The 19136-nt window shown below is 58.5% G+C and carries 19 protein-coding genes; 15 read left to right on the forward strand and 4 right to left on the reverse strand.

Features of this window, described 5'->3' with window-relative positions; all coding sequences use genetic code 11:
- Nucleotides 1-157 precede the first annotated feature (157 nt).
- Together clpS and clpA are read left to right on the forward strand one after the other, a co-directional pair.
- The gene (gene clpS / locus FHT76_RS34125; protein ID WP_183864171.1) at nucleotides 158-511 is read left to right on the forward strand and encodes an ATP-dependent Clp protease adapter ClpS; all 354 of its coding nucleotides are present in this window, start codon (nucleotides 158-160) and stop codon (nucleotides 509-511) included.
- Nucleotides 512-521: 10 nt separating this feature from the next.
- Nucleotides 522-3023: an ATP-dependent Clp protease ATP-binding subunit ClpA gene (gene clpA / locus FHT76_RS34130; protein ID WP_259129691.1), complete on the forward strand. Its 2502-nt coding sequence runs from the start codon at nucleotides 522-524 to the stop codon at nucleotides 3021-3023.
- 79 nt (nucleotides 3024-3102) lie between these two features.
- Here the strand turns inward: clpA and FHT76_RS34135 are convergent, their stop codons facing one another.
- The 4 genes from FHT76_RS34135 to FHT76_RS34150 all read right to left on the reverse strand — a co-directional run bounded on the left by FHT76_RS34135 (nucleotide 3103) and on the right by FHT76_RS34150 (nucleotide 6034).
- Nucleotides 3103-3528 (reverse strand): HIT family protein, encoded by a 426-nt coding sequence (locus FHT76_RS34135; RefSeq protein WP_183864173.1) that lies wholly within the window; start codon nucleotides 3526-3528, stop codon nucleotides 3103-3105.
- A gap of 53 nt (nucleotides 3529-3581) precedes the next feature.
- A complete protein-coding gene (locus tag FHT76_RS34140; protein ID WP_183756944.1) occupies nucleotides 3582-4772 on the reverse strand; it encodes a GNAT family N-acetyltransferase in 1191 nt (396 codons plus the stop codon).
- 78 nt (nucleotides 4773-4850) lie between these two features.
- Nucleotides 4851-5570, reverse strand: coding sequence for a glycerophosphodiester phosphodiesterase (locus FHT76_RS34145; RefSeq protein WP_183864174.1), 720 nt, complete (start codon nucleotides 5568-5570; stop codon nucleotides 4851-4853).
- The gene (locus FHT76_RS34150) at nucleotides 5570-6034 is read right to left on the reverse strand and encodes a RidA family protein (RefSeq protein WP_183864175.1); all 465 of its coding nucleotides are present in this window, start codon (nucleotides 6032-6034) and stop codon (nucleotides 5570-5572) included. The genes FHT76_RS34145 and FHT76_RS34150 overlap by 1 nt, the downstream gene beginning before the upstream one ends.
- 137 nt (nucleotides 6035-6171) lie before the next feature.
- Between FHT76_RS34150 and FHT76_RS34155 the strand changes: the two genes are divergently transcribed.
- The 13 genes from FHT76_RS34155 to lpxA all read left to right on the forward strand — a co-directional run bounded on the left by FHT76_RS34155 (nucleotide 6172) and on the right by lpxA (nucleotide 19134).
- Nucleotides 6172-7008 (forward strand): cell envelope integrity EipB family protein, encoded by an 837-nt coding sequence (locus FHT76_RS34155; RefSeq protein ID WP_183864176.1) that lies wholly within the window; start codon nucleotides 6172-6174, stop codon nucleotides 7006-7008.
- A gap of 115 nt (nucleotides 7009-7123) precedes the next feature.
- Nucleotides 7124-7837: a pentapeptide repeat-containing protein gene (locus tag FHT76_RS34160; protein WP_405049296.1), complete on the forward strand. Its 714-nt coding sequence runs from the start codon at nucleotides 7124-7126 to the stop codon at nucleotides 7835-7837.
- A gap of 228 nt (nucleotides 7838-8065) precedes the next feature.
- Complete coding sequence (gene rpsB / locus FHT76_RS34165; protein ID WP_016553822.1) at nucleotides 8066-8833, forward strand: 30S ribosomal protein S2; 768 nt, start codon at nucleotides 8066-8068, stop codon at nucleotides 8831-8833.
- Between the two features lie 243 nt (nucleotides 8834-9076).
- Nucleotides 9077-10003 (forward strand): translation elongation factor Ts, encoded by a 927-nt coding sequence (gene tsf, locus FHT76_RS34170; RefSeq protein WP_037127686.1) that lies wholly within the window; start codon nucleotides 9077-9079, stop codon nucleotides 10001-10003.
- Between the two features lie 93 nt (nucleotides 10004-10096).
- Nucleotides 10097-10819, forward strand: a complete 723-nt coding sequence (pyrH, locus tag FHT76_RS34175) for a UMP kinase (protein WP_016553824.1) — start codon at nucleotides 10097-10099, stop codon at nucleotides 10817-10819.
- A 51-nt stretch (nucleotides 10820-10870) separates the two neighbouring features.
- Entirely contained in the window at nucleotides 10871-11431 is a 561-nt protein-coding gene (gene frr / locus FHT76_RS34180; RefSeq protein ID WP_016553825.1) for a ribosome recycling factor, read from the forward strand.
- Between the two features lie 42 nt (nucleotides 11432-11473).
- On the forward strand, nucleotides 11474-12220 hold the full coding sequence (locus FHT76_RS34185) for an isoprenyl transferase (RefSeq protein WP_183864177.1): 747 nt from the start codon (nucleotides 11474-11476) through the stop codon (nucleotides 12218-12220).
- On the forward strand, nucleotides 12220-13053 hold the full coding sequence (locus FHT76_RS34190; RefSeq protein WP_183864178.1) for a phosphatidate cytidylyltransferase: 834 nt from the start codon (nucleotides 12220-12222) through the stop codon (nucleotides 13051-13053). The genes FHT76_RS34185 and FHT76_RS34190 overlap by 1 nt, the downstream gene beginning before the upstream one ends.
- A gap of 28 nt (nucleotides 13054-13081) precedes the next feature.
- Complete coding sequence (gene rseP, locus FHT76_RS34195) at nucleotides 13082-14215, forward strand: RIP metalloprotease RseP (RefSeq protein WP_183864179.1); 1134 nt, start codon at nucleotides 13082-13084, stop codon at nucleotides 14213-14215.
- A gap of 195 nt (nucleotides 14216-14410) precedes the next feature.
- Nucleotides 14411-16747, forward strand: coding sequence for an outer membrane protein assembly factor BamA (gene bamA / locus FHT76_RS34200; protein WP_183864225.1), 2337 nt, complete (start codon nucleotides 14411-14413; stop codon nucleotides 16745-16747).
- A gap of 50 nt (nucleotides 16748-16797) precedes the next feature.
- The gene (gene lpxD / locus FHT76_RS34205; protein ID WP_183864180.1) at nucleotides 16798-17859 is read left to right on the forward strand and encodes a UDP-3-O-(3-hydroxymyristoyl)glucosamine N-acyltransferase; all 1062 of its coding nucleotides are present in this window, start codon (nucleotides 16798-16800) and stop codon (nucleotides 17857-17859) included.
- Complete coding sequence (fabZ, locus tag FHT76_RS34210; protein WP_183756936.1) at nucleotides 17852-18319, forward strand: 3-hydroxyacyl-ACP dehydratase FabZ; 468 nt, start codon at nucleotides 17852-17854, stop codon at nucleotides 18317-18319. Before lpxD ends, fabZ begins: the two co-directional genes overlap by 8 nt.
- Entirely contained in the window at nucleotides 18316-19134 is an 819-nt protein-coding gene (gene lpxA / locus FHT76_RS34215; RefSeq protein ID WP_183864181.1) for an acyl-ACP--UDP-N-acetylglucosamine O-acyltransferase, read from the forward strand. The genes fabZ and lpxA overlap by 4 nt, the downstream gene beginning before the upstream one ends.
- The last annotated feature ends 2 nt before the right edge of the window (nucleotides 19135-19136 follow it).

Here is a 19136-nt window from a genome sequence, read left to right on the forward strand (position 1 = left end):
TTTCTGTGTCTTTGCATCAAGACTGGCCGAATTGTGATTGCAGTGTGAAACGAGGGGCTTAAAATCGCTCCAGGATGGACTAAGTTAGTATTTCGAATATTCGGCGGGAAACCACTCCTCCCAGCTTCTTGCCGGACTGATCGAGGAATGAAAGAAAATGGTCGCAGAGCCGATCCGGATGCAAAACGACAGCGAAAGGAACGGGGACAACGGAAATCGCGGAACCTCGGTCATTACACGTACAAAGCCGAAGACCAAGAAGCCTAATCTCTACCGTGTGCTACTCCTGAATGACGACTACACTCCCATGGAATTTGTCATTCATATCCTCGAGCGTTTTTTTCAGAAGGATCGTGAAAGTGCCACCCGCATCATGCTCCACGTCCACAACCACGGCGTCGGTGAGTGCGGAATATTTACATACGAGGTAGCGGAAACGAAGGTGAGCCAGGTGATGGACTTCGCCCGACAGCACCAGCATCCGCTGCAATGCGTCATGGAAAAGAAGTGAGGATCTGAACGTGCCAACATTTTCGCCTAGTCTTGAGAAGGCGCTCCATCAGGCACTGACCTTTGCCAACGAGCGGCATCATGAATATGCCACGCTCGAGCATCTGCTGCTCGCCCTGATCGACGATGCCGATGCGGCCGCGGTTATGGGAGCCTGCAATGTCGACCTCGACGCGCTGCGCAAAACGCTTGTTGAATATGTCGATAACGAACTCTCCAATTTGGTCACTGGCTATGACGAGGACTCCAAGCCCACTTCCGGCTTTCAGCGCGTCATTCAGCGAGCGGTGATTCATGTGCAGTCGTCCGGGCGTGAGGAAGTGACAGGGGCCAACGTCCTCGTCGCGATCTTCGCCGAGCGCGAGAGCCACGCCGCATACTTCCTGCAAGAGCAGGAGATGACCCGATACGATGCCGTCAACTATATCTCTCACGGGATCGGCAAGCGCCCCGGCGCATCCGAGGCTCGTCCGCCGCGTGGCGCCGATGACGGCGAATCCGAGAGCAAGCCAGCTTCGCGCAGTAGCGGTGACCAGGAGGAAGGCGGCTCCAAGAAGCAGCAGGACGCCCTGAAGGCCTACTGCGTAAACCTCAACGAGAAGGCCAAGAGCGGCAAGATCGATCCGCTGATCGGCCGGCAGTCCGAGGTCAACCGCACGATTCAGGTTCTGTGCCGCCGATCGAAGAACAACCCGCTCTATGTTGGTGATCCCGGTGTCGGCAAGACGGCGATTGCTGAGGGCCTGGCCAAGCGCATCGTTGAAGGCAAGGTGCCGGAAGCCCTGGCCGATGCCACGATCTTCTCGCTCGATATGGGCACGCTGCTCGCCGGTACGCGCTATCGCGGCGATTTCGAAGAACGCCTGAAGCAGGTCGTCAAGGAGCTCGAAGAATATCCGGGCGCCGTGCTCTTCATCGACGAAATCCATACCGTCATCGGTGCGGGTGCGACGTCAGGCGGCGCGATGGATGCCTCGAACCTTTTGAAGCCGGCTTTGTCCTCGGGCGCGATCCGTTGCATCGGTTCGACGACGTACAAGGAGTATCGCCAGTTCTTCGAGAAGGATCGCGCTCTGGTTCGTCGTTTCCAGAAGATCGATGTCAATGAACCCTCGATCGATGATGCGATCGAGATCATGAAGGGCCTGAAGCCGTACTTCGAAGAGTATCATCACCTGCGTTACTCGAATGAGGCGATCAAGACGGCTGTCGAGTTGTCGGCCCGCTACATCTCGGACCGCAAGCTGCCCGACAAGGCGATCGACGTCATCGATGAGACCGGGGCCGCACAGATGTTGCTGCCACCGTCCAAGCGCCGCAAGCTGATCACCGAAAAGGAGATCGAGGCAACGGTCGCAACGATGGCACGCATCCCGCCGAAGACGGTGTCGAAGGACGATGAAGCTGTCCTTGCCAATCTCGAGCAGGAGTTGCGCTCGGTCGTTTACGGCCAGGACAACGCGATCGAAGCGCTATCGACCTCGATCAAGCTGGCGCGCGCCGGCCTTCGCGAACCGAACAAGCCGATCGGCTCCTATGTCTTCTCCGGCCCGACCGGCGTCGGCAAGACGGAGGTTGCCAAGCAGCTGGCGTCGTCGCTCGGCGTCGAACTGCTGCGCTTCGACATGTCCGAATACATGGAGCGGCACACCGTATCGCGTCTGCTCGGCGCACCTCCTGGCTATGTCGGCTTCGACCAAGGCGGTCTCCTGACCGATGGCGTCGACCAGCATCCGCACTGCGTCGTGCTGCTTGACGAGATCGAGAAGGCGCATCCCGACATCTACAACATCCTGTTGCAGGTGATGGATCACGGCGCGCTGACCGACCACAACGGCAAGAAGATCGACTTCCGCAATGTCATCCTGATCATGACGACAAACGCGGGCGCATCGGAGATGGCCAAGGCTGCGATCGGTTTCGGCTCGTCGAAGCGGACGGGCGAAGATGAGGAGGCATTGACCCGCCTGTTCACGCCGGAATTCCGCAACCGTCTCGACGCGATCATTCCGTTTGCGGCGTTGCCGACTGAGGTCATCCACAAGGTGGTGCAGAAGTTCATCATGCAGCTGGAGGCGCAGCTTTCCGAACGGAACGTCACCTTCAACCTGCAAGAGGACGCAATCTCCTGGCTGGCTGAAAAGGGTTACGACGACAAGATGGGCGCCCGCCCGCTCGCTCGCGTAATTCAGGACGTCATTAAGAAGCCGCTGGCGAACGAAATCCTCTTCGGCAAGTTGCGGAAGGGCGGCGTCGTCAACGTTACGGTCGGTCCGAAAGAAGATGGCAAGCCCGGTATTGTCCTCGAAGCCGTATCGGACAACGCGCCGATCAAGCCGAAGCCAGAAGCCGAAGTTGCCCATCCCGAGGCTGACGATGTGGATGACGGCGAACTGAAGACGAAGGCCCGCCCGAAGAAGACGACGGCCAAGAAGGCTAAGGCCGCCGCCGATCCCGAGGTCAAGAGCTTGCCCAAGAAGGGTAGTGCGGTTCCACGGGTTCCAAAGAAGTAAATGAACAAAAGGCGGCTCGAGTGGCCGCCTTTTTCTTTGCTGCTATCTTCGCCAACGCTAGGTCGGTACTCGGCGTTGATTAGAGTTCAGCCTTGATCTTTTCGGCATTCGCGGCGAGCACCGCATTGTCCTCCATCTGGCCAGAATGAGGACGCAGCGCCATTCCCTCGTGACGTGGGATCACGTGGAAGTGCAGGTGGAAAACGGTCTGGCCGGCGGCGGGTTCGTTGAACTGGCAGACCAAGACGCCATCGGCGTCGAAGGCTTCCTTGACTGCGTTGGCAATCTTCTGGACAACGGGGATCGTCTTGGCGAGAACGACAGGGTCAGCGTCGAGCAGGTTGCGTGACGGCGCCTTCGGAAGGACGAGTACATGGCCAGGCGCCTGCGGCATCACGTCCATGAAGGCAACCGTGTCGCTGTCCTCGTAAATGCGGTGCGAGGGAATTTCGCCGCGCAGGATCTTGGCGAAAATATTGTTGCTGTCGTAGGCGGCGCTGGTCATACGAACTCTCCTCATTACTGCTGTGATCGCGTAGCGCGACAGGGGCGAAAGCGTCAATCCTCCTGCTGGCGTTCGCCCTTTCGAAACGGGCTGTGCTCGGTCAGGATCTCGTTCATGTGTTCGATGTCGTCGCGCTCGCGTTCGAGATAGTCGGAGATTGCCCGGCGCAGTCCGGAATGGGCAACGTAATGCGCGGAATGGGTTGTCACCGGCAGGTAGCCGCGTGCGAGCTTATGCTCGCCCTGGGCGCCAGCTTCGACGCGCTTGAGACCCTTTGCCAGGGCAAAGTCGATCGCCTGGTGGTAGCAGACTTCGAAGTGCAGGAATGGGTGATCCTCGACGCAGCCCCAATGACGACCATAAAGCGTATCGCCGCCGATGAAGTTGATCGCACCGGCAATATAGCGACCGTCACGCTTTGCCATCACGAGCAGGATGTCGTCGGGCATGCGCTCGCCAATCAGCGAGTAGAACTTGCGGGTGAGATACGGTCGGCCCCATTTTCTGCCGCCTGTATCCATGTAGAATTCGAAGAACTGGTCCCAGATCCGCTCGGTCAGGTCACCACCGGTCAGCCAATCGATGCTGATGCCGTGGTCAAGCGCGGTGCGGCGCTCCTTTCGAAGCGCCTTGCGCTTGCGTGACGCGAGCGTTTCCAGAAACTCCTCGTGATTGGCATAGCCCTCATTGATGAAGTGGAACTGCTGGTCCGTCCTGTGCAGGTAATCCTCGCCCTCAAAGATCCCAATCTCGTCCTCGGGTACGAAGGTGATGTGTGCGGAAGAGACGCCAAGCTGGCGTACGACCTCCTTGAGGCTCTCGGCTATGGCGTGCTGGATCGGCAAGCGCTGTAGCCCCTCGGTCACAAGCAGCCTCGGGCCGGTCGCCGGTGTAAAGGGAATGGAGCATTGGAGCTTCGGATAGTACCGTCCGCCCGCTCGCTCGAAGGCATCTGCCCAGCCGTGGTCGAAAACATATTCGCCCTGGCTATGGTTCTTGAGATAGCCGGGCAGGGCACCGATAAGCTCGCCTTTGTCCGTTTCCAGGAGAAGATGGTGGCCCATCCAGCCGGATTGCGCAGTCGCCGATCCGGATTCTTCCAATGAAGAAAGAAAGGCATGCGACACGAAAGGATTGTAGGTGAGCGCGGTGCTCTTTGGGGAGGTCCCGGAAAGCCGCGACCAGCTCTCCGGGGAAATCGCGGTGAAAGACCGCTCGATGCGGATTGAAAGTTCGTCTGTCATGGAGCGAATGCGAGACCGTTTGGGAGGAGAATGGGGCTCACCAGCAGTCTGCGCATGATCTTGTCCAAAAAGCGAGCATCAAACCGAAAGGCGCGGATCGAATCCCTCGAATGTCATCTGGTCGGCATTCTCAAAGGTGTGCTTTCGTGCCTTTTCGTCACGGACGGTCCAAGTGATGACCATGACACCCTTTTCGCGCTGCGCCGTGATGAATGGGTTTGGCAGATCCGCGAAGAAGTAAGAAATGAAGTCAAGGCCGAGTTCCATGGCCTTTTCGTGGACTTCGAACTCTTCCGGTTTGTTGCCGCCGGCCGTCAGCCCGAGCGGATAGGGGGCATTCAGCCCCTTCAGGTCGCGAAGCAGCCAGTGGTCGAAGCTCATCAGGGCGACCTTGCCTTCATACCCTTCGAGCACTTCGAGAACGGCTTCCGCAAAGCCCTCGTCGTCGGCCTCACGGCCCTTCAGTTCGATGACCAAAGGCACTTGACCCTTTACGAGATCGAGCAGCTGACGCAGCGTTGGAATCTTGTCGGCTGTCCCGCCGACGGAGATGAGGCCGAGCTCTCGTGACGTACGCTCGCGCACGTCTCCCTTGAGATTGCACAGGCGCTCCAGGTCCTCGTCGTGGAAGACAACAGGCACGCCGTCAGAAGCGTAGTGCAGGTCGCATTCGATGGCGAAGCCCGCTTCGACTGCGCGCGAAAACGCGGAAAGCGTGTTTTCCCACACCGCCTTGTTGAGATCATGGTAGCCGCGATGAGCGACCGGCTGTTCCTTGAGCCATGCAGCGGAGGTCATCAGGCAATTTCCACAATCGCGTCGATTTCAACAGCAGCATTCAGGGGCAGCGCGGCCATGCCGACGGCGGCGCGCGCGTGCTTTCCGGCCTCACCGAGTACGGCTCCGATCAGGTTGGAGGCGCCATTGATCACGAGGTGCTGTTCGACGAAGTCGGGGGTCGAAGCCACGAAGCCATTGAGCTTGATAACACGTTTGATGCGACCAAGATCGCCGTCGAGAGCAGCTCGTGCCTGAGCAAGGATATTGATCGCACAGAGCTCCGCCGCGCGCTGGCCAGCTGCGACGTCGACGGTCTTGCCCAGATGACCGGTGATGATCTTGCCGTTTTCGAGCGGCAACTGCCCGGAGATGTAGAGGAGGTTCCCGCTGATGACGTAAGGAACGTAATTTGCGGCCGGTGCGGCAGCTTCAGGCAGGGATATCCCCATTTCTTTCAGGCGCGCAACGATTTGATCGGACATTTTCCTCTCCGCTTTTATTGTCAATAGTTCTAAAATTATGCATCAAGGCTTGGAATCAAGATTGTGACATTTTCGAGCCTCGATTTGGCCGAAAGCGTTCTTATAACATTGCAGGCGAGTCCAACAGGAGATTGTCAATGTTCCGATCGAGTCTTGCCGCAGTTCTTTTGGCGAGCGTTTCGACGACCGCCTATGCGGCGGCGCCAGTAACGAGTGCCGCAATTGCGACCGGTCTCGTTGCCCACAGGGCGGTCTACGATCTGGAATTGAAGGATGCCTCCGAGCGCTCTGGTATTTCGGGCATGTCCGGCCGTATGGTGTATGAGTTCGACGGCAACTATTGCACCGGCTTTACCACCAACTTCCGCTTTGTGACGCAGATCGACACCGGCGATACTGTCCGCGTCAGCGACCAGCAGACGAAGACCTTCGAGAATCTCAAGGATCGCAGGTTCACCTTCGACACGAAATCCTTCACCGACGACCAGCTTGATAAAGAAGTCAACGGCGCCGCCCAGGACCTGGCCGAAGGTGTGAAGGTTGCCCTGACGCAACCGGCCAGCAAGGAACTGCAGCTTGGCGCAAGCCGTTTCCCGACGGAGCACATGCTTGATGTGATCGAGAATGCCAAGGCAGGCAAGCGCCTGTTCGAGGCACGCGTCTTTGACGGCTCGGATGACGGTGACAAGGCGCTGGTGACGACGACTGTCGTCGGCAAGCAGGTGGCGCCGGCGACCGATGAGGCCGATGCGGGCAATGCCGGCGCCTTCTCGAAGGCCGCCTTCTGGCCCGTCACGATCTCGTATTTCAATGAGAATACCAAAACGGATACGTTGCCCGTGTATCGCATGTCGTTCAAGCTCTACGAAAACGGCATCACCCGCGATCTGACCATGGACTACGGCGACTTTGTTTTGACCGGCAGGCTTGCCAAGCTCGAGCTGCTCGACAGCAAGTCGGCTGCCTGCAAATAATCGTCGCGGCTGGCCGCGATCGCGATTGTCGCTATGTCTAAGTAAACCCTCTCTATGCTACTAATTCAAATGGCGCGCTGATTTCAGCGCAAGGGTCGGATTTGGAGTGAGAATCTTGGCGATACGGCATGGTGTTTTGGGTGGTGGGCTCTTCGGTATCTCGACTGCGGTCGCGCTAATGTGGCTCACCGGCGCCCCACCACTGGCGTCGGATTGCAGCAGCATGCCGGTGGCTGGAATCGACTGGAGGGAGTGCACCAAGAAAAATCTCATGTTGCAGGGGAGCGACTTTCAGGGCGCCAACCTGGCTGACGCAGATCTCAGCCTGACCAATCTCAGCGGTACCAATTTGTCCTCCGCGAATTTCGAGAAAGCAACGCTGGTGCGGGCTTGGTTCACAGGGGCACAAGCTGGCAAGGCGAACTTCTCGAAGATCGAGGCCTATCGCTCTGGCTTCGAGAATGTCTCTGCAGAAGGCGCGTCGTTCGCGGGGGCAGAACTGCAACGCTCGAATTTCAGTGGTGCCAAGCTCAGCGGCGCAAATTTCGAGAAAGCCGAACTTAGCCGCGCCAGCTTCGCCAGGGCCGTTCTCACCGGTACCAAGTTTTCTCTCGCGAACCTGTCGCGCGCCGATCTGAGTCGGGCAACTCTTGAAGGACCGGCAGCGTTCGATCGCGCCTTTATGTTTCTGACGCGAATCGAAGGACTTGATTTGTCTGCCGCGACCGGTCTCGAGCAGGCTCAAATCGATCTTGCTTGCGGCGATGCGAAGACGAAGTTGCCTGCCGGACTTTCCGCTCCGGCGAGTTGGCCCTGCGAATCCGATTGATTGTGCAGGTGTAGCGCAGCTAGTTGTGCGTCACATCCCTGGCTTCCCTTGTCGCTTTTTTTGCCGAGAGCCTTGATTTTCCGCGGAAGGGGGGGTATGGGCACCCGCATTCCACACGTAAGGCATGGGATTGTCCGGGAGAAATCCGGATGGTTCCGCCCGGTGGCATCCTCGAAGAGGGGGTGCTGTTAGCCTTGCGGAGGTTCAACCGGAAAAGGATAACAAGGCATGGCATTGCCCGATTTTTCTATGCGCCAGCTCCTCGAAGCAGGCGTCCACTTCGGCCACCAGACGCACCGCTGGAACCCGAAGATGAAGCCGTACATTTTCGGCGATCGTAACAACATCCACATCATCGATCTGGCTCAGACCGTTCCGATGCTGTCGCGCGCCCTGCAGGTTGTCTCCGACACCGTTGCTCGTGGCGGCCGCGTTCTCTTCGTTGGCACCAAGCGCCAGGCTTCTGAGCTCATCGCTGACTCGGCCAAGCGTTCCGCTCAGTACTATGTCAACTCGCGTTGGCTCGGCGGCATGATGACCAACTGGAAGACGATCTCCAACTCGATCCAGCGTCTGCGCAAGCTCGACGAAATCCTGTCTTCGGAACAGTCTGGCTACAACAAGAAAGAGCGCCTGAACCTCGAGCGCGAGCGCGAAAAGCTCGACAAGGCTCTCGGTGGTATCAAGGACATGGGCGGCACGCCTGACCTGATGTTCATCATCGACACCAACAAGGAAAAGATCGCGATCGACGAAGCCAAGCGCCTCGGCATCCCGGTTGTCGCAATCATCGACTCGAACTGCGATCCGGACCTGATCGACTATCCGATCCCGGGCAACGACGACGCTTCGCGCGCCATCGCTCTCTACTGCGACCTGATCGCTCGTGCAGCTATCGACGGTATCGCTCGCCAGCAGAGCTCGTCGGGCCGCGACCTCGGCGCATCGATCGAAGCTCCGGTTGAGCCGGCGCTCGAAGGCGAAGCCGAAGCCTGATAAAAGAAGCAGGCGGGTCGAATGGTCCGCCATGCTTTCCAGAGATTGGGAAAGGCCGCTCGCGACTCTCAGAAGTTCGGCGGCCTTGACCGTTTCAGGCGAGGGAAATCAGTCCTTCGCCATACAAGTTTCGTTATGACGCGTCATTCATCACGCTGTCATACATACAGGTACATTTCGTGCCTCAATCCGGTGCCGCACCGCCTTTCGCGGGCCACCGTTTGAACCGACAAGAGGAAGCTTATGACCGAGATTACGGCTGCACTGGTGAAGGAACTGCGCGAGAAGTCCGGCGCAGGCATGATGGACTGCAAGAAGGCGCTGCTGGAAAACAACGGCGACATCGAAGCGTCGATCGACTGGCTCCGCGCAAAGGGCATCTCGAAGGCCGACAAGAAGGCTGGTCGCGCTGCTGCTGAAGGCCTGGTTGCCATCGCTGGCGCCGGCCACAAGGCTGTTGTCGTCGAGCTGAACTCGGAAACCGACTTCGTTGCCCGTAACGACGCGTTCCAGGACCTCGTTCGTGGCATCGCCAACGTTGCTCTGTCCACCGACGGCACGGTTGAAGCCATTGCCGCTGCGACCTACCCGGCATCCGGCAAGCCGGTCGCCGACACCATCAAGGACGCGATCGCGACCATCGGCGAAAACATGACGCTCCGTCGCGCTGCCAAGCTCGAAGTCGAGCACGGCGTTGTTGCGACCTACATCCACAACGCTGCTGGCGACGGCATCGGCAAGCTCGGCGTTCTCGTCGCGCTGAAGTCGGAAGGCGACAAGGCTGTCCTGACCTCGATCGGCCGCCAGGTTGCCATGCACATCGCTGCGACCAACCCGCTCGCAATCCGCGCCGAAGAAGTCGACGCTGCCGTTGCCGAGCGCGAACGCAACGTCTTCATCGAGCAGGCCCGCGAATCCGGCAAGCCGGAAGCCATCATCGAAAAGATGGTCGAAGGCCGCATGCGCAAGTTCTTCGAAGAAGTCGCTCTGCTCTCGCAGGCTTTCGTCATCAACCCCGACCTGACGGTCGGCGCTGCTGTCAAGGAAGCTGAAAAGGAAGCCGGCGCCAAGATCGAAGTCGTCGGCATGGCGCGTCTTCTCCTCGGCGAAGGCGTCGAGAAGGAAGAGAGCGACTTCGCTGCTGAAGTTGCCGCGGTCGCCAAGGGCTGATCGACCTATACATGTGAAAACCGAAGGGCATCGCGTGACAACGCGGTGCCCTTCGTGTATCCGGCACACAGCGGTAAAATACGAGGAGCCACGATGTCGTCAGAGCCTGTCTACAAACGCGTTCTACTCAAGGCTTCCGGCGAAGCCCTCATGGGCAGCCAGGGATTTGGAATTGATGTAGCGGTCGCAGACCGCATCGCGGCTGACATAGCCGAAGCGCGGCAGATGGGTGTGGAAGTCGGCGTCGTCGTCGGCGGCGGCAACATCTTCCGCGGTGTCGCAGTTGCCTCTAAGGGAGGCGATCGCGTTACAGGCGACCACATGGGGATGCTCGCTACCGTGATCAACGCGCTGGCGTTGGCAACGTCGCTGCGCAAGCTGAACATCGATACCGTGGTGCTCTCAGCCATTGCCATGCCCGAAATCTGCGAGAGCTTCTCGCAGCGTGCAACCCTTTATCATTTGTCGCTCGGTCGCGTCGTGATCTTCGCTGGCGGCACAGGCAACCCGTTCTTCACGACGGACTCGGCAGCAGCACTGCGCGCCGCCGAAATGGGCGCGGAAGCGATCTTCAAGGGAACACAGGTCGATGGTATCTATTCGGCTGACCCGAAAAAGGATCCTGAGGCGACACGTTTCAACCATCTGACGCACAAGGAAGTCCTCGACAAGGGACTTGCCGTCATGGACGTTGCAGCCGTCGCTCTGGCGCGCGAGAATTCAATTCCAATCATCGTTTTCTCGATCCACGAGAAGGGTGGTTTTGCTGAAATCCTCAAGGGCGGTGGCCTCAAGACCGTCGTCTCTGATAACTGATTGAGTGGGCGGCTCGTTTGCCGCAGCTTCTACCAAGACGGGAGCAATGAAATGAGTGAAGGCATCGACATCAAGGAACTCAAGCGCCGCATGGATGGTGCGATTTCCGCGTTCAAGCACGATATCGCATCGCTGCGCACCGGCCGCGCCTCGGCCAACATTCTCGACCCCGTCATGGTCGAGGCCTATGGTTCGCGCGTGCCGCTGAATCAGGTGGCAAACGTGACCGTCCCAGAGCCGCGTATGCTTGGCATCTCCGTCTGGGACAAGTCGATGGTCAACGCCGTGGATCGCGCGATCCGCGAGGCCAACCTCGGACTCAATCCGATCATCGATGGCCAGAACCTGCGCATCCCGCTGCCGGAACTGAACGAAGAGCGCCGCAAGTCGCTGGTGAAGGTCGCCCACGACTATGCCGAGAAGAGCAAGGTTGCGATTCGCCACGTGCGGCGCGATGGCATGGACGGCCTTAAGAAAGCCGAAAAGGACGGTGTGATTGGCCAGGATGAAAGCCGGGCGCAGTCAGATCGTGTGCAGAAGATGACCGACGAGACGATTTCTGAGGTCGACCGCTTGCTTGGCGACAAGGAAAAGGAAATCATGCAGGTTTAGGCGCGCTGCGGCTGCGCCTTGGCTGCAAGAACCGGACGGGAAATGTCGGAACGAACATTTTTGACTGTGCCAGAACACGTTGCCATCATCATGGATGGCAACGGCCGATGGGCAAAGCAGCGCGGACTTCCGCGAACGATGGGACATCGAAAGGGCGTGGACGCCGTGCGCGAGACGGTTCGTGCCGCCGGCGACGTGGGGATCAAATACCTTACTCTCTTCGCCTTTTCCTCGGAAAACTGGCGCCGCCCGGAAACGGAAGTGTCCGATCTGCTCGGCCTGCTGAAGGCCTTCATTCGCCGCGACCTAGCTGAGCTTCATCGCCAAAACGTGCGCGTAAAGGTGATCGGCGACCGATACAGCCTGAAGAGCGATATCCTCAATCTTCTCGTGGACGCCGAAGAGACGACGAAGTCGAACACCGCGCTCACACTCATTATCGCTTTCAATTATGGGTCGCGCGACGAGATTGCTCGCGCAATGGCAAGTCTTGCGCATGACGTTGAGGCGGGGCGATTGAGGGCCCAGGACATTTCTCCCGCGTTGATCAACGCGCGGCTCGACACGGCTGGTATCCCGGATCCCGATCTGATCATTCGCACGAGCGGCGAAGAGCGCCTTTCCAACTTCCTCCTTTGGCAGGCCGCTTATTCGGAGTTCATTTTCGTTCCGGAATATTGGCCGGACTTCAGCCGGGATATCTTCTATTCAGCACTGGAGACCTTCGCGTCACGCGACCGTCGCTTCGGCGGACTGGTGGCGCAGACTGCTGCGGCAGTGGGCACCTGATGCAGCAGGAGCTGAAGCTACGCATCGTCTCCGGCGTGATACTTGCCGTTCTCGTGCTGCTGGCCACCTGGTATGGTGGCGTCGCCTTTAGCTTGCTGTCCGCATTGATCGGACTGCTTATCTATTATGAATGGTCGACGATCACGAGGCTCGCGACGGAGCAGCCAGTTGCCAACGCCATCGGTTGGTTAGGGCAGGCGGCGATCGCGGTGGCCGTCGTCGCGGGTACGCTCGGATATTCACTGATTCTCCTTGCGTTGTTCTTTCTGATTGCTGTCGGCTTCGTGTTTGTGTCCGGCGTATCGCGCTGGTTTCCTACAGGCATCGTGTATGCCGGCCTTACGGGAATTGCCCTCTCGAGCATCCGCGGTGCCGATAGCGTCGGGCTTTTCGCGATGCTCTTCGTATTCGCAGTGGTGTGGTCGACCGACATTCTTGCCTATTTCGTCGGGCGCGCCATCGGTGGTCCGAAGCTGGCGCCGAAGATATCCCCCGGAAAGACATGGTCCGGCGCCATCGGCGGCGCCGTCTCCGCTGTGATCGCCGGCAGCCTGGTTGCCTATTTTGCCTTTCCGCAAAGCGTCGTCCTCGCAGCGTCGGTCGCCTTCATTCTGTCGGTCTGCAGCCAGAGTGGCGATCTTTTCGAATCCTTCATCAAGCGCCGCTTCGGCGTCAAGGATTCGAGCCATCTGATCCCTGGGCACGGCGGCGTCATGGATCGCGTCGATGGGCTCATTTTCGCCTGCTTTGCGGCGTTCTTGCTAGCTGGGCTTTTTTCGCTGATAAAGGGCGGCGAAATAACGTCGCTCGGTGCAGCCCTGTTCGGCGTATAATGTCTGCAAAGGCTGGCGGAAAAATCAGATGCTTGGCTTGACCGGTATACTCGCGTTCCTGACGGGCTACATCGTGCCCTTCGTCCTCGTATTGTCGTTGCTCGTCTTCGTGCACGAGATGGGACACTATCTTGTCGGGCGCTGGAGCGGCATCCGGATATTGGCGTTCTCGATTGGCTTCGGCCCGGAATTGATCGGCTTCACCGACAGGCATGGAACGCGCTGGAAGCTCTCCCTGATACCGCTCGGCGGCTACGTGCGGTTCTTCGGCGATGAGGACGTGTCGAGCAAGCCCGATGACGACAAGCTGGCGGGAATGTCGGAAGAAGACAGAGCACGGTCTTTCGCCGGCGCCAAGTTGTGGAAGCGGGCAGCGACGGTTGCCGCCGGCCCGATTGCGAACTTCATCCTGGCGATTGCGATTTTCGCGGTTCTTTTTTCGATCTACGGCCGGTCGGTTGCCGATCCCGTCGTTGCAGAGGTTAAGGCCGGCAGTGCCGCTGCCGAAGCTGGTGTGGTGCCAGGTGACCTCTTGATCGCAATCGATGGCACGAAGGTCGAAACCTTCGATGATGTTCGGCGCTACGTCAGCATTCGGCCCGAGCAGCGGATTGTCGTGACGATCGAGCGCAACGGCGAGAAGCTGGATGTGCCGATGGTGCCGGCCCGGACCGACATGACCGATCAATTCGGCAATAAGATCGAGATCGGCCTGATCGGTATCGTCACCAACCAGGAGGTCGGCCACTTCCGGGTGCAGACCTACTCGCCGCTGGAGGCCGTCAAGGAGGGCACGATCCAGACCTGGCACATCGTAACCGGCACCTTCAAGTATATCGGCAATCTCATTTCGGGTTACATGAAGCCTGACCAACTCGGCGGACCCATCCGCGTCGCCCAGGCTTCCGGCCAGATGGCGACCTTGGGCGTTGCAGCTTTGCTGCAGCTCGCCGCTGTCTTGTCGGTTTCCATCGGATTACTGAACTTGATGCCGGTTCCGGTACTTGATGGTGGTCATTTGATGTTCTATGCGATTGAAGCGGTGAGGGGAAAACCGTTGGGTTCGTCTGCCCAGGACATTGCGTTCCGCATTGGCTTGGCGATGGTTTTGAGCTTGATGGTTTTTGCCACCTGGAACGATATAAGCGCTTTGATTGGTTGATTGCCGGACGAGGGAAAATTACCGTTTATTTACGATGTTTCAAAGGTGTAGTGGCGAATGCGTCACGCTTTGAAATGAAGTAAACAGAAATTAACTTGCTCCCTTGCTTGTATGACAAAAGCGGGTAAAACGACACACGTGGCCGGAATCGGGGGACGCCTGACGCCGGGGACGAGAAAAAAGGTAATGGGTGAAATGAAGGCTGGTTCAAGATTTTTGAACGCAGTATCGGCGGTTGCGCTGTCTGCAGGTATTGTTGCTTCGGGGGCAGGTGCAACGGTTTTCGTCTCGGCAACGACGGCAGAAGCTGCAGTTATTCAGCGTGTGGATGTGCGTGGCGCCAGCCGTGTTGGTGCTGAGGCCGTTCGCTCAAACCTCACCATCCAGCCCGGCAAGAGCTTCTCTAATACCGATATCGATGACTCGGTGAAGCAACTCTACGACACCGGCTATTTCTCCGACGTCAAGATTTCGGTCTCGGGTAGCACGCTCGTCGTTACCGTCGAGGAAGCTCAGCTCGTCAATCAGGTCGTCTTCAACGGCAACCGCAAGATCAAGGACGACAAGCTTGCGGCTGTCGTAAAGACGCATGCCGCTGGCCCTTACAATGAGGCGCAGATTCAGTCGGATATTCAGGCGATCAAGGACGCGTATGCCGCGACGGGTCGAAGTGAAGTTCAGGTAACCACGCAGGTCGTTCCCCTCGGCGAAGGACGCGTGAACTTGGCTTTCGTCGTCGACGAAGGTGACCGCACCAAGATTGCTGCCATCAATTTCGTAGGCAACAACGCCTACAGCTCCGGCCGTCTCTCCTCGGTCATCGCGACCAAGCGCTCGAACTTTCTGTCTTTCCTGACCCGCAAGGACGTTTACAGCGAAGACAAGCTTCATGCGGACGAAGAGGCGCTGCGCCAGTTCTACTACAACCGCGGCTACGCAGACTTCCGTATCATATCTTCCGACGCGGCTTTCGACGAGGCAACGAACAAGTACACGCTGACCTTCAATATTGAAGAAGGCCCTCGGTATGATTTCGGTGCTGTATCCGTGCAGTCGACGGTCCCGGGTATCGATTCCAATCAGCTTCAGGGGCTCGTCCGGACACACGAAGGTCAGGTCTACAGCGCCAAGGAAGTGCAGAAGTCCATGGAGGCGATCTCCGATCAGGTCGCTTCCGCCGGCTATCCGTTTGCCCGCGTTACGCCGCGCGGTAACCGTGATCTGGGCAACAACACGATCGGTGTCGAATACCTGGTTGACCAGGGTGAGCGCGCATACGTCGAGCGCATCGAAATTCGCGGTAACAGCCGTACGCGTGACTTCGTCATCCGTCGTGAGTTCGACATGAGCGAAGGCGACGCCTTCAATCAGCAGATGATCACCAGGGCCAAGCGCCGTCTCGAAGCTCTCGGCTATTTCTCGTCGGTTAACATCTCGACGCAGCCGGGCAGCTCGCCGGATCGCGTTGTCGTCGTCGTTGACGTCCAGGACCAGGCGACCGGCTCGTTCGGCATCGGCGCAGGTTACGCTGCCGGCGGTGATGGCCTTCTTCTCGAAGCCTCAGTTGAGGAAAAGAACTTCCTCGGTCGTGGTCAGTACATCAAGGTTAGTGCCGGTGGCGGTCAGGAAGGTTCGCAGACTTACGGCCTGAACTTCACCGAGCCGTACTTCCTGGGCTATCGTTTGGCGGTTGGTTTCGACCTCAACCACAGCGAGACGTCGAGCAACGATAACTACGACTACGAGGAAAACAGCGGTGTTCTGCGTGCGACAGCTCCGATCACGGAAGACCTCGCGACGACGTTCCGCTACAACTACAAGCAGATGAAGTACGACCCGTCGGGTTCGCTGAGTAACTTGTCTGCGCCGTACCAGAACCTCGTTGAAAATAGCCCGTGGGTGAAGTCGTCTGTTTCGCAGACGCTGACCTACAACACTCTTGACGACATGACGCTGCCTCGCGAAGGCATCTATGCAAGCGTTACGCAGGAAATTGCCGGCCTGGGCGGCGACTCGCAGTTCTACAAACTCTACGGTAAGGCACGCTATTTCCACCTGCTCGCTGACGATGCCGACATCATCGGGTCGCTTACCGGCTCGGCGGGCTATGTTGTCGGCTTTGACAAGAACCTGAACGTCTTTGACCAGTTCACGCTGACCAACGGCGATATCAGAGGCTTTGAAAACAAGGGTATCGGCCCGCGTATCGCCGGCTCCAACGACGACCCGCTTGGTGGCACGACCTACTTTACCGTGTCGGCTGAAGCGACATTCCCGCTGCCGTTGGTCCCGCGTGACTTCGGCTTGCGTGGCGCCTTGTTTGCCGATGCCGGTACACTGTTCGGCAATGATGTCGACCCGCTTGGTGATACCGTCAACGGCGAAGATGCATCGCTGCGCGCGTCCGTTGGCGTTGGTCTCATGTGGGCGTCGCCATTTGGTACGCTGCGCGTCGACTACGCTATTCCGGTCGCCAAGGAAGACTTCGACAAGACGCAGCACTTCAAGTTTGGCATAAACAACCAATTCTGATATCGGCAGTCCGGAACCGTAAAACCGAATTCCGTTCTGGAGATTTGCCGATGGAGCAAAATGGCTTTTTTCTGCCCCATGATGGCGTGAAACTCTCGGAGTTGGCGCAGTATCTTGGGGCAGAGCTTGCTGACCCCAAGGACGCAGATGTTGTGATACGCTCCGTTTCGCCCGTAAGCCGGGCGAAGGCGGGTGACATCTGTTATATCATGTCGAAGAGGAGCAAGGACGAGCTCGCGACGTGCGCGGCATCCGCTGTGCTTTGCACCGCCGGCTTGCGATCGTTGGTACCCGATCATCTGCCTGTCCTGATTTCGAAGAATGCCCATGCTGCCTTTGCTATGGCGGGTGGCTATCTCTACCCGAAGGCACTTCGGCCGGAGGCGCTGTTGTCCGAAGGCTCCGGCATCTCGGATCGTGCAGTTGTCGACAAGACGGCGCGTCTGGAAGGCGAGGTCTCGGTCGAGCCTTTCGCGGTCATCGGCGCACATGCCGAAATCGGAGAGGGCACGCACATCGGAGCCGGCGCGATCATCGGGCCAAACGTCAAGATCGGCCGCAATTGCACGATCGCCGCCGGCGCAAGCGTGCTTTGCGCGCTCTTGGGCAACGGCGTGATCATTCACAATGGCGCGCGCATTGGCCAGGATGGCTTCGGCTATGCTCCGGGCCCACGCGGGATGATCAAGATCGTTCAGGTCGGCCGCGTCATCATTCAGGATCATGTGGAGATCGGCGCCAATACCACGATTGATCGCGGTGCCATGGATGATACCGTCATCGGCGAAGGCACGAAGATCGATAATCAGGTCCAGATTGGTCACAACTGCCGAATTGGGCGTCATTGCGCCATCGTTTCGCAGGTCGGCATCGCTGGTAGCACGGTTCTCGGTGATGGCGTGCAGATCGGCGGGCAGGCCGGACTGAACGGGCATATCAAGATCGGTGACGGAGTGCAGATCGCCGCGAAGAGCGGTGTGGTCGGCGACATACCTGCCGGCGAACGTTACGGTGGTGTGCCGGCGCGTCCCATCAACGATTTTCTGCGAGAGACCGCAGCGATTTTGGCCCGGTCGACCGGCAGCAAGAAAACGGGAGAAAAGAATGACTGAAGAAGCAAAGACTTCGCTCTCTTCGGCAGACATCATGGAGATCATGAAGCTGCTGCCGCATCGTTATCCGTTCCTGCTGGTGGATAGGATCATCGATATCGACGGTGACGAGTCCGCGATCGGCATCAAGAACGTGACCGCAAACGAACCGCATTTTACCGGTCACTTTCCGGAGTCTCCGATCATGCCGGGTGTCCTGCTCATCGAGGGTATGGCACAGACAGCCGGTGCGATCTGCGCCAAGAAGCAGGGGGAGACCGGGAACCTGGTCTACTTCATGACGATTGACAACGCGCGCTTCCGCAAGCCGGTCGTTCCCGGCGACCGCGTCGAATATCACGTGAAGAAACAGAAGCAGCGCGGTAATATCTGGAAGTTCCACTGCGATGCGAAGGTTGATGGCGCGCTCGTCGCCGAAGCCGACATCGGGGCGATGATCGTTCGCAAGGATCAGGCATGAGCAGGATAGCAGCCAGCGCCAAGATTCACGCCATGGCGGTCGTCGAAGACGGCGCTGTGATCGGCGAGAACGTCAAGATCGGTCCCTTTTGTTACGTTGGACCGAATGTCACGCTGGGTGATAGCGTAGAGTTGCTTGCGCATTCCGTCGTATCGGGCCGCACGACGCTCGGCAGCGGGTGCCGCATTTTCCCAATGGCCGTGATCGGCGGGGATCCTCAGAGCGTTCATCACGGTGGCGAAGAGACGACCTTGACGGTCGGCGACAACTGCACCTTCCGCGAAGGTGTCACGGTCAACACGGGTACCGCTGATTTCGGTAGCCAGACGATTGTGGGCAACAACAACCTGTTCCTGGCGAATTCGCATATCGCCCATGATTGCCGGGTTGGAAGCAACGTCATCATGTCCAACAACGTCATGCTTGCCGGCCACGTAACGATCGAGGATCGCGTCATTCTCGGTGGTGGCTGCGCCGTGCATCAGTTCACGCGCGTCGGTCGACAGGCATTTGTAGGTGGGCTGTCCGCGGTTAGCTACGACGTCATCCCTTATGGGATGCTGAATGGCAATCCGGGCCTTTTGAGCGGCTTGAATGTCGTCGGTATGACCCGCGCCGGCATTGATCGCGCGACGATTCACACAGTGCGCCGGGCCTATAAGGCGATCTTCGAAGGCGATAATTCGATCCGAGACAATGCCGCCGCACTCCGCGACGAGTATGCTGGTTGCGAGCAAGTCATTCAAATTCTTGATTTCATCGCTGCCGAAAGCGACCGCGCTCTTTCATCTCCGACCAGGGGACAGAAAGGGTGATG

The sequence above is a fragment of the Rhizobium sp. BK176 genome (assembly GCF_024808055.1).

Excerpts from the sequence above, each read along its gene's own strand:
- clpS (WP_183864171.1), top strand. The coding sequence starts at position 158 with ATGGTCGCAGAGCCGATCCGGATGCAAAACGACAGCGAAAGGAACGGG.
- lpxA (WP_183864181.1), top strand. The coding sequence starts at position 18,316 with ATGAGCAGGATAGCAGCCAGCGCCAAGATTCACGCCATGGCGGTCGTC.
- FHT76_RS34155 (WP_183864176.1), top strand. The coding sequence starts at position 6,172 with ATGTTCCGATCGAGTCTTGCCGCAGTTCTTTTGGCGAGCGTTTCGACG.
- bamA (WP_183864225.1), top strand. The coding sequence starts at position 14,411 with ATGAAGGCTGGTTCAAGATTTTTGAACGCAGTATCGGCGGTTGCGCTG.
- frr (WP_016553825.1), top strand. The coding sequence starts at position 10,871 with ATGAGTGAAGGCATCGACATCAAGGAACTCAAGCGCCGCATGGATGGT.
- fabZ (WP_183756936.1), top strand. The coding sequence starts at position 17,852 with ATGACTGAAGAAGCAAAGACTTCGCTCTCTTCGGCAGACATCATGGAG.
- FHT76_RS34135 (WP_183864173.1), bottom strand. The coding sequence starts at position 3,528 with ATGACCAGCGCCGCCTACGACAGCAACAATATTTTCGCCAAGATCCTG.
- FHT76_RS34185 (WP_183864177.1), top strand. The coding sequence starts at position 11,474 with ATGTCGGAACGAACATTTTTGACTGTGCCAGAACACGTTGCCATCATC.
- tsf (WP_037127686.1), top strand. The coding sequence starts at position 9,077 with ATGACCGAGATTACGGCTGCACTGGTGAAGGAACTGCGCGAGAAGTCC.
- rseP (WP_183864179.1), top strand. The coding sequence starts at position 13,082 with ATGCTTGGCTTGACCGGTATACTCGCGTTCCTGACGGGCTACATCGTG.
- FHT76_RS34190 (WP_183864178.1), top strand. The coding sequence starts at position 12,220 with ATGCAGCAGGAGCTGAAGCTACGCATCGTCTCCGGCGTGATACTTGCC.
- pyrH (WP_016553824.1), top strand. The coding sequence starts at position 10,097 with ATGTCGTCAGAGCCTGTCTACAAACGCGTTCTACTCAAGGCTTCCGGC.
- rpsB (WP_016553822.1), top strand. The coding sequence starts at position 8,066 with ATGGCATTGCCCGATTTTTCTATGCGCCAGCTCCTCGAAGCAGGCGTC.
- lpxD (WP_183864180.1), top strand. The coding sequence starts at position 16,798 with ATGGAGCAAAATGGCTTTTTTCTGCCCCATGATGGCGTGAAACTCTCG.
- FHT76_RS34140 (WP_183756944.1), bottom strand. The coding sequence starts at position 4,772 with ATGACAGACGAACTTTCAATCCGCATCGAGCGGTCTTTCACCGCGATT.
- FHT76_RS34145 (WP_183864174.1), bottom strand. The coding sequence starts at position 5,570 with ATGACCTCCGCTGCATGGCTCAAGGAACAGCCGGTCGCTCATCGCGGC.
- FHT76_RS34150 (WP_183864175.1), bottom strand. The coding sequence starts at position 6,034 with ATGTCCGATCAAATCGTTGCGCGCCTGAAAGAAATGGGGATATCCCTG.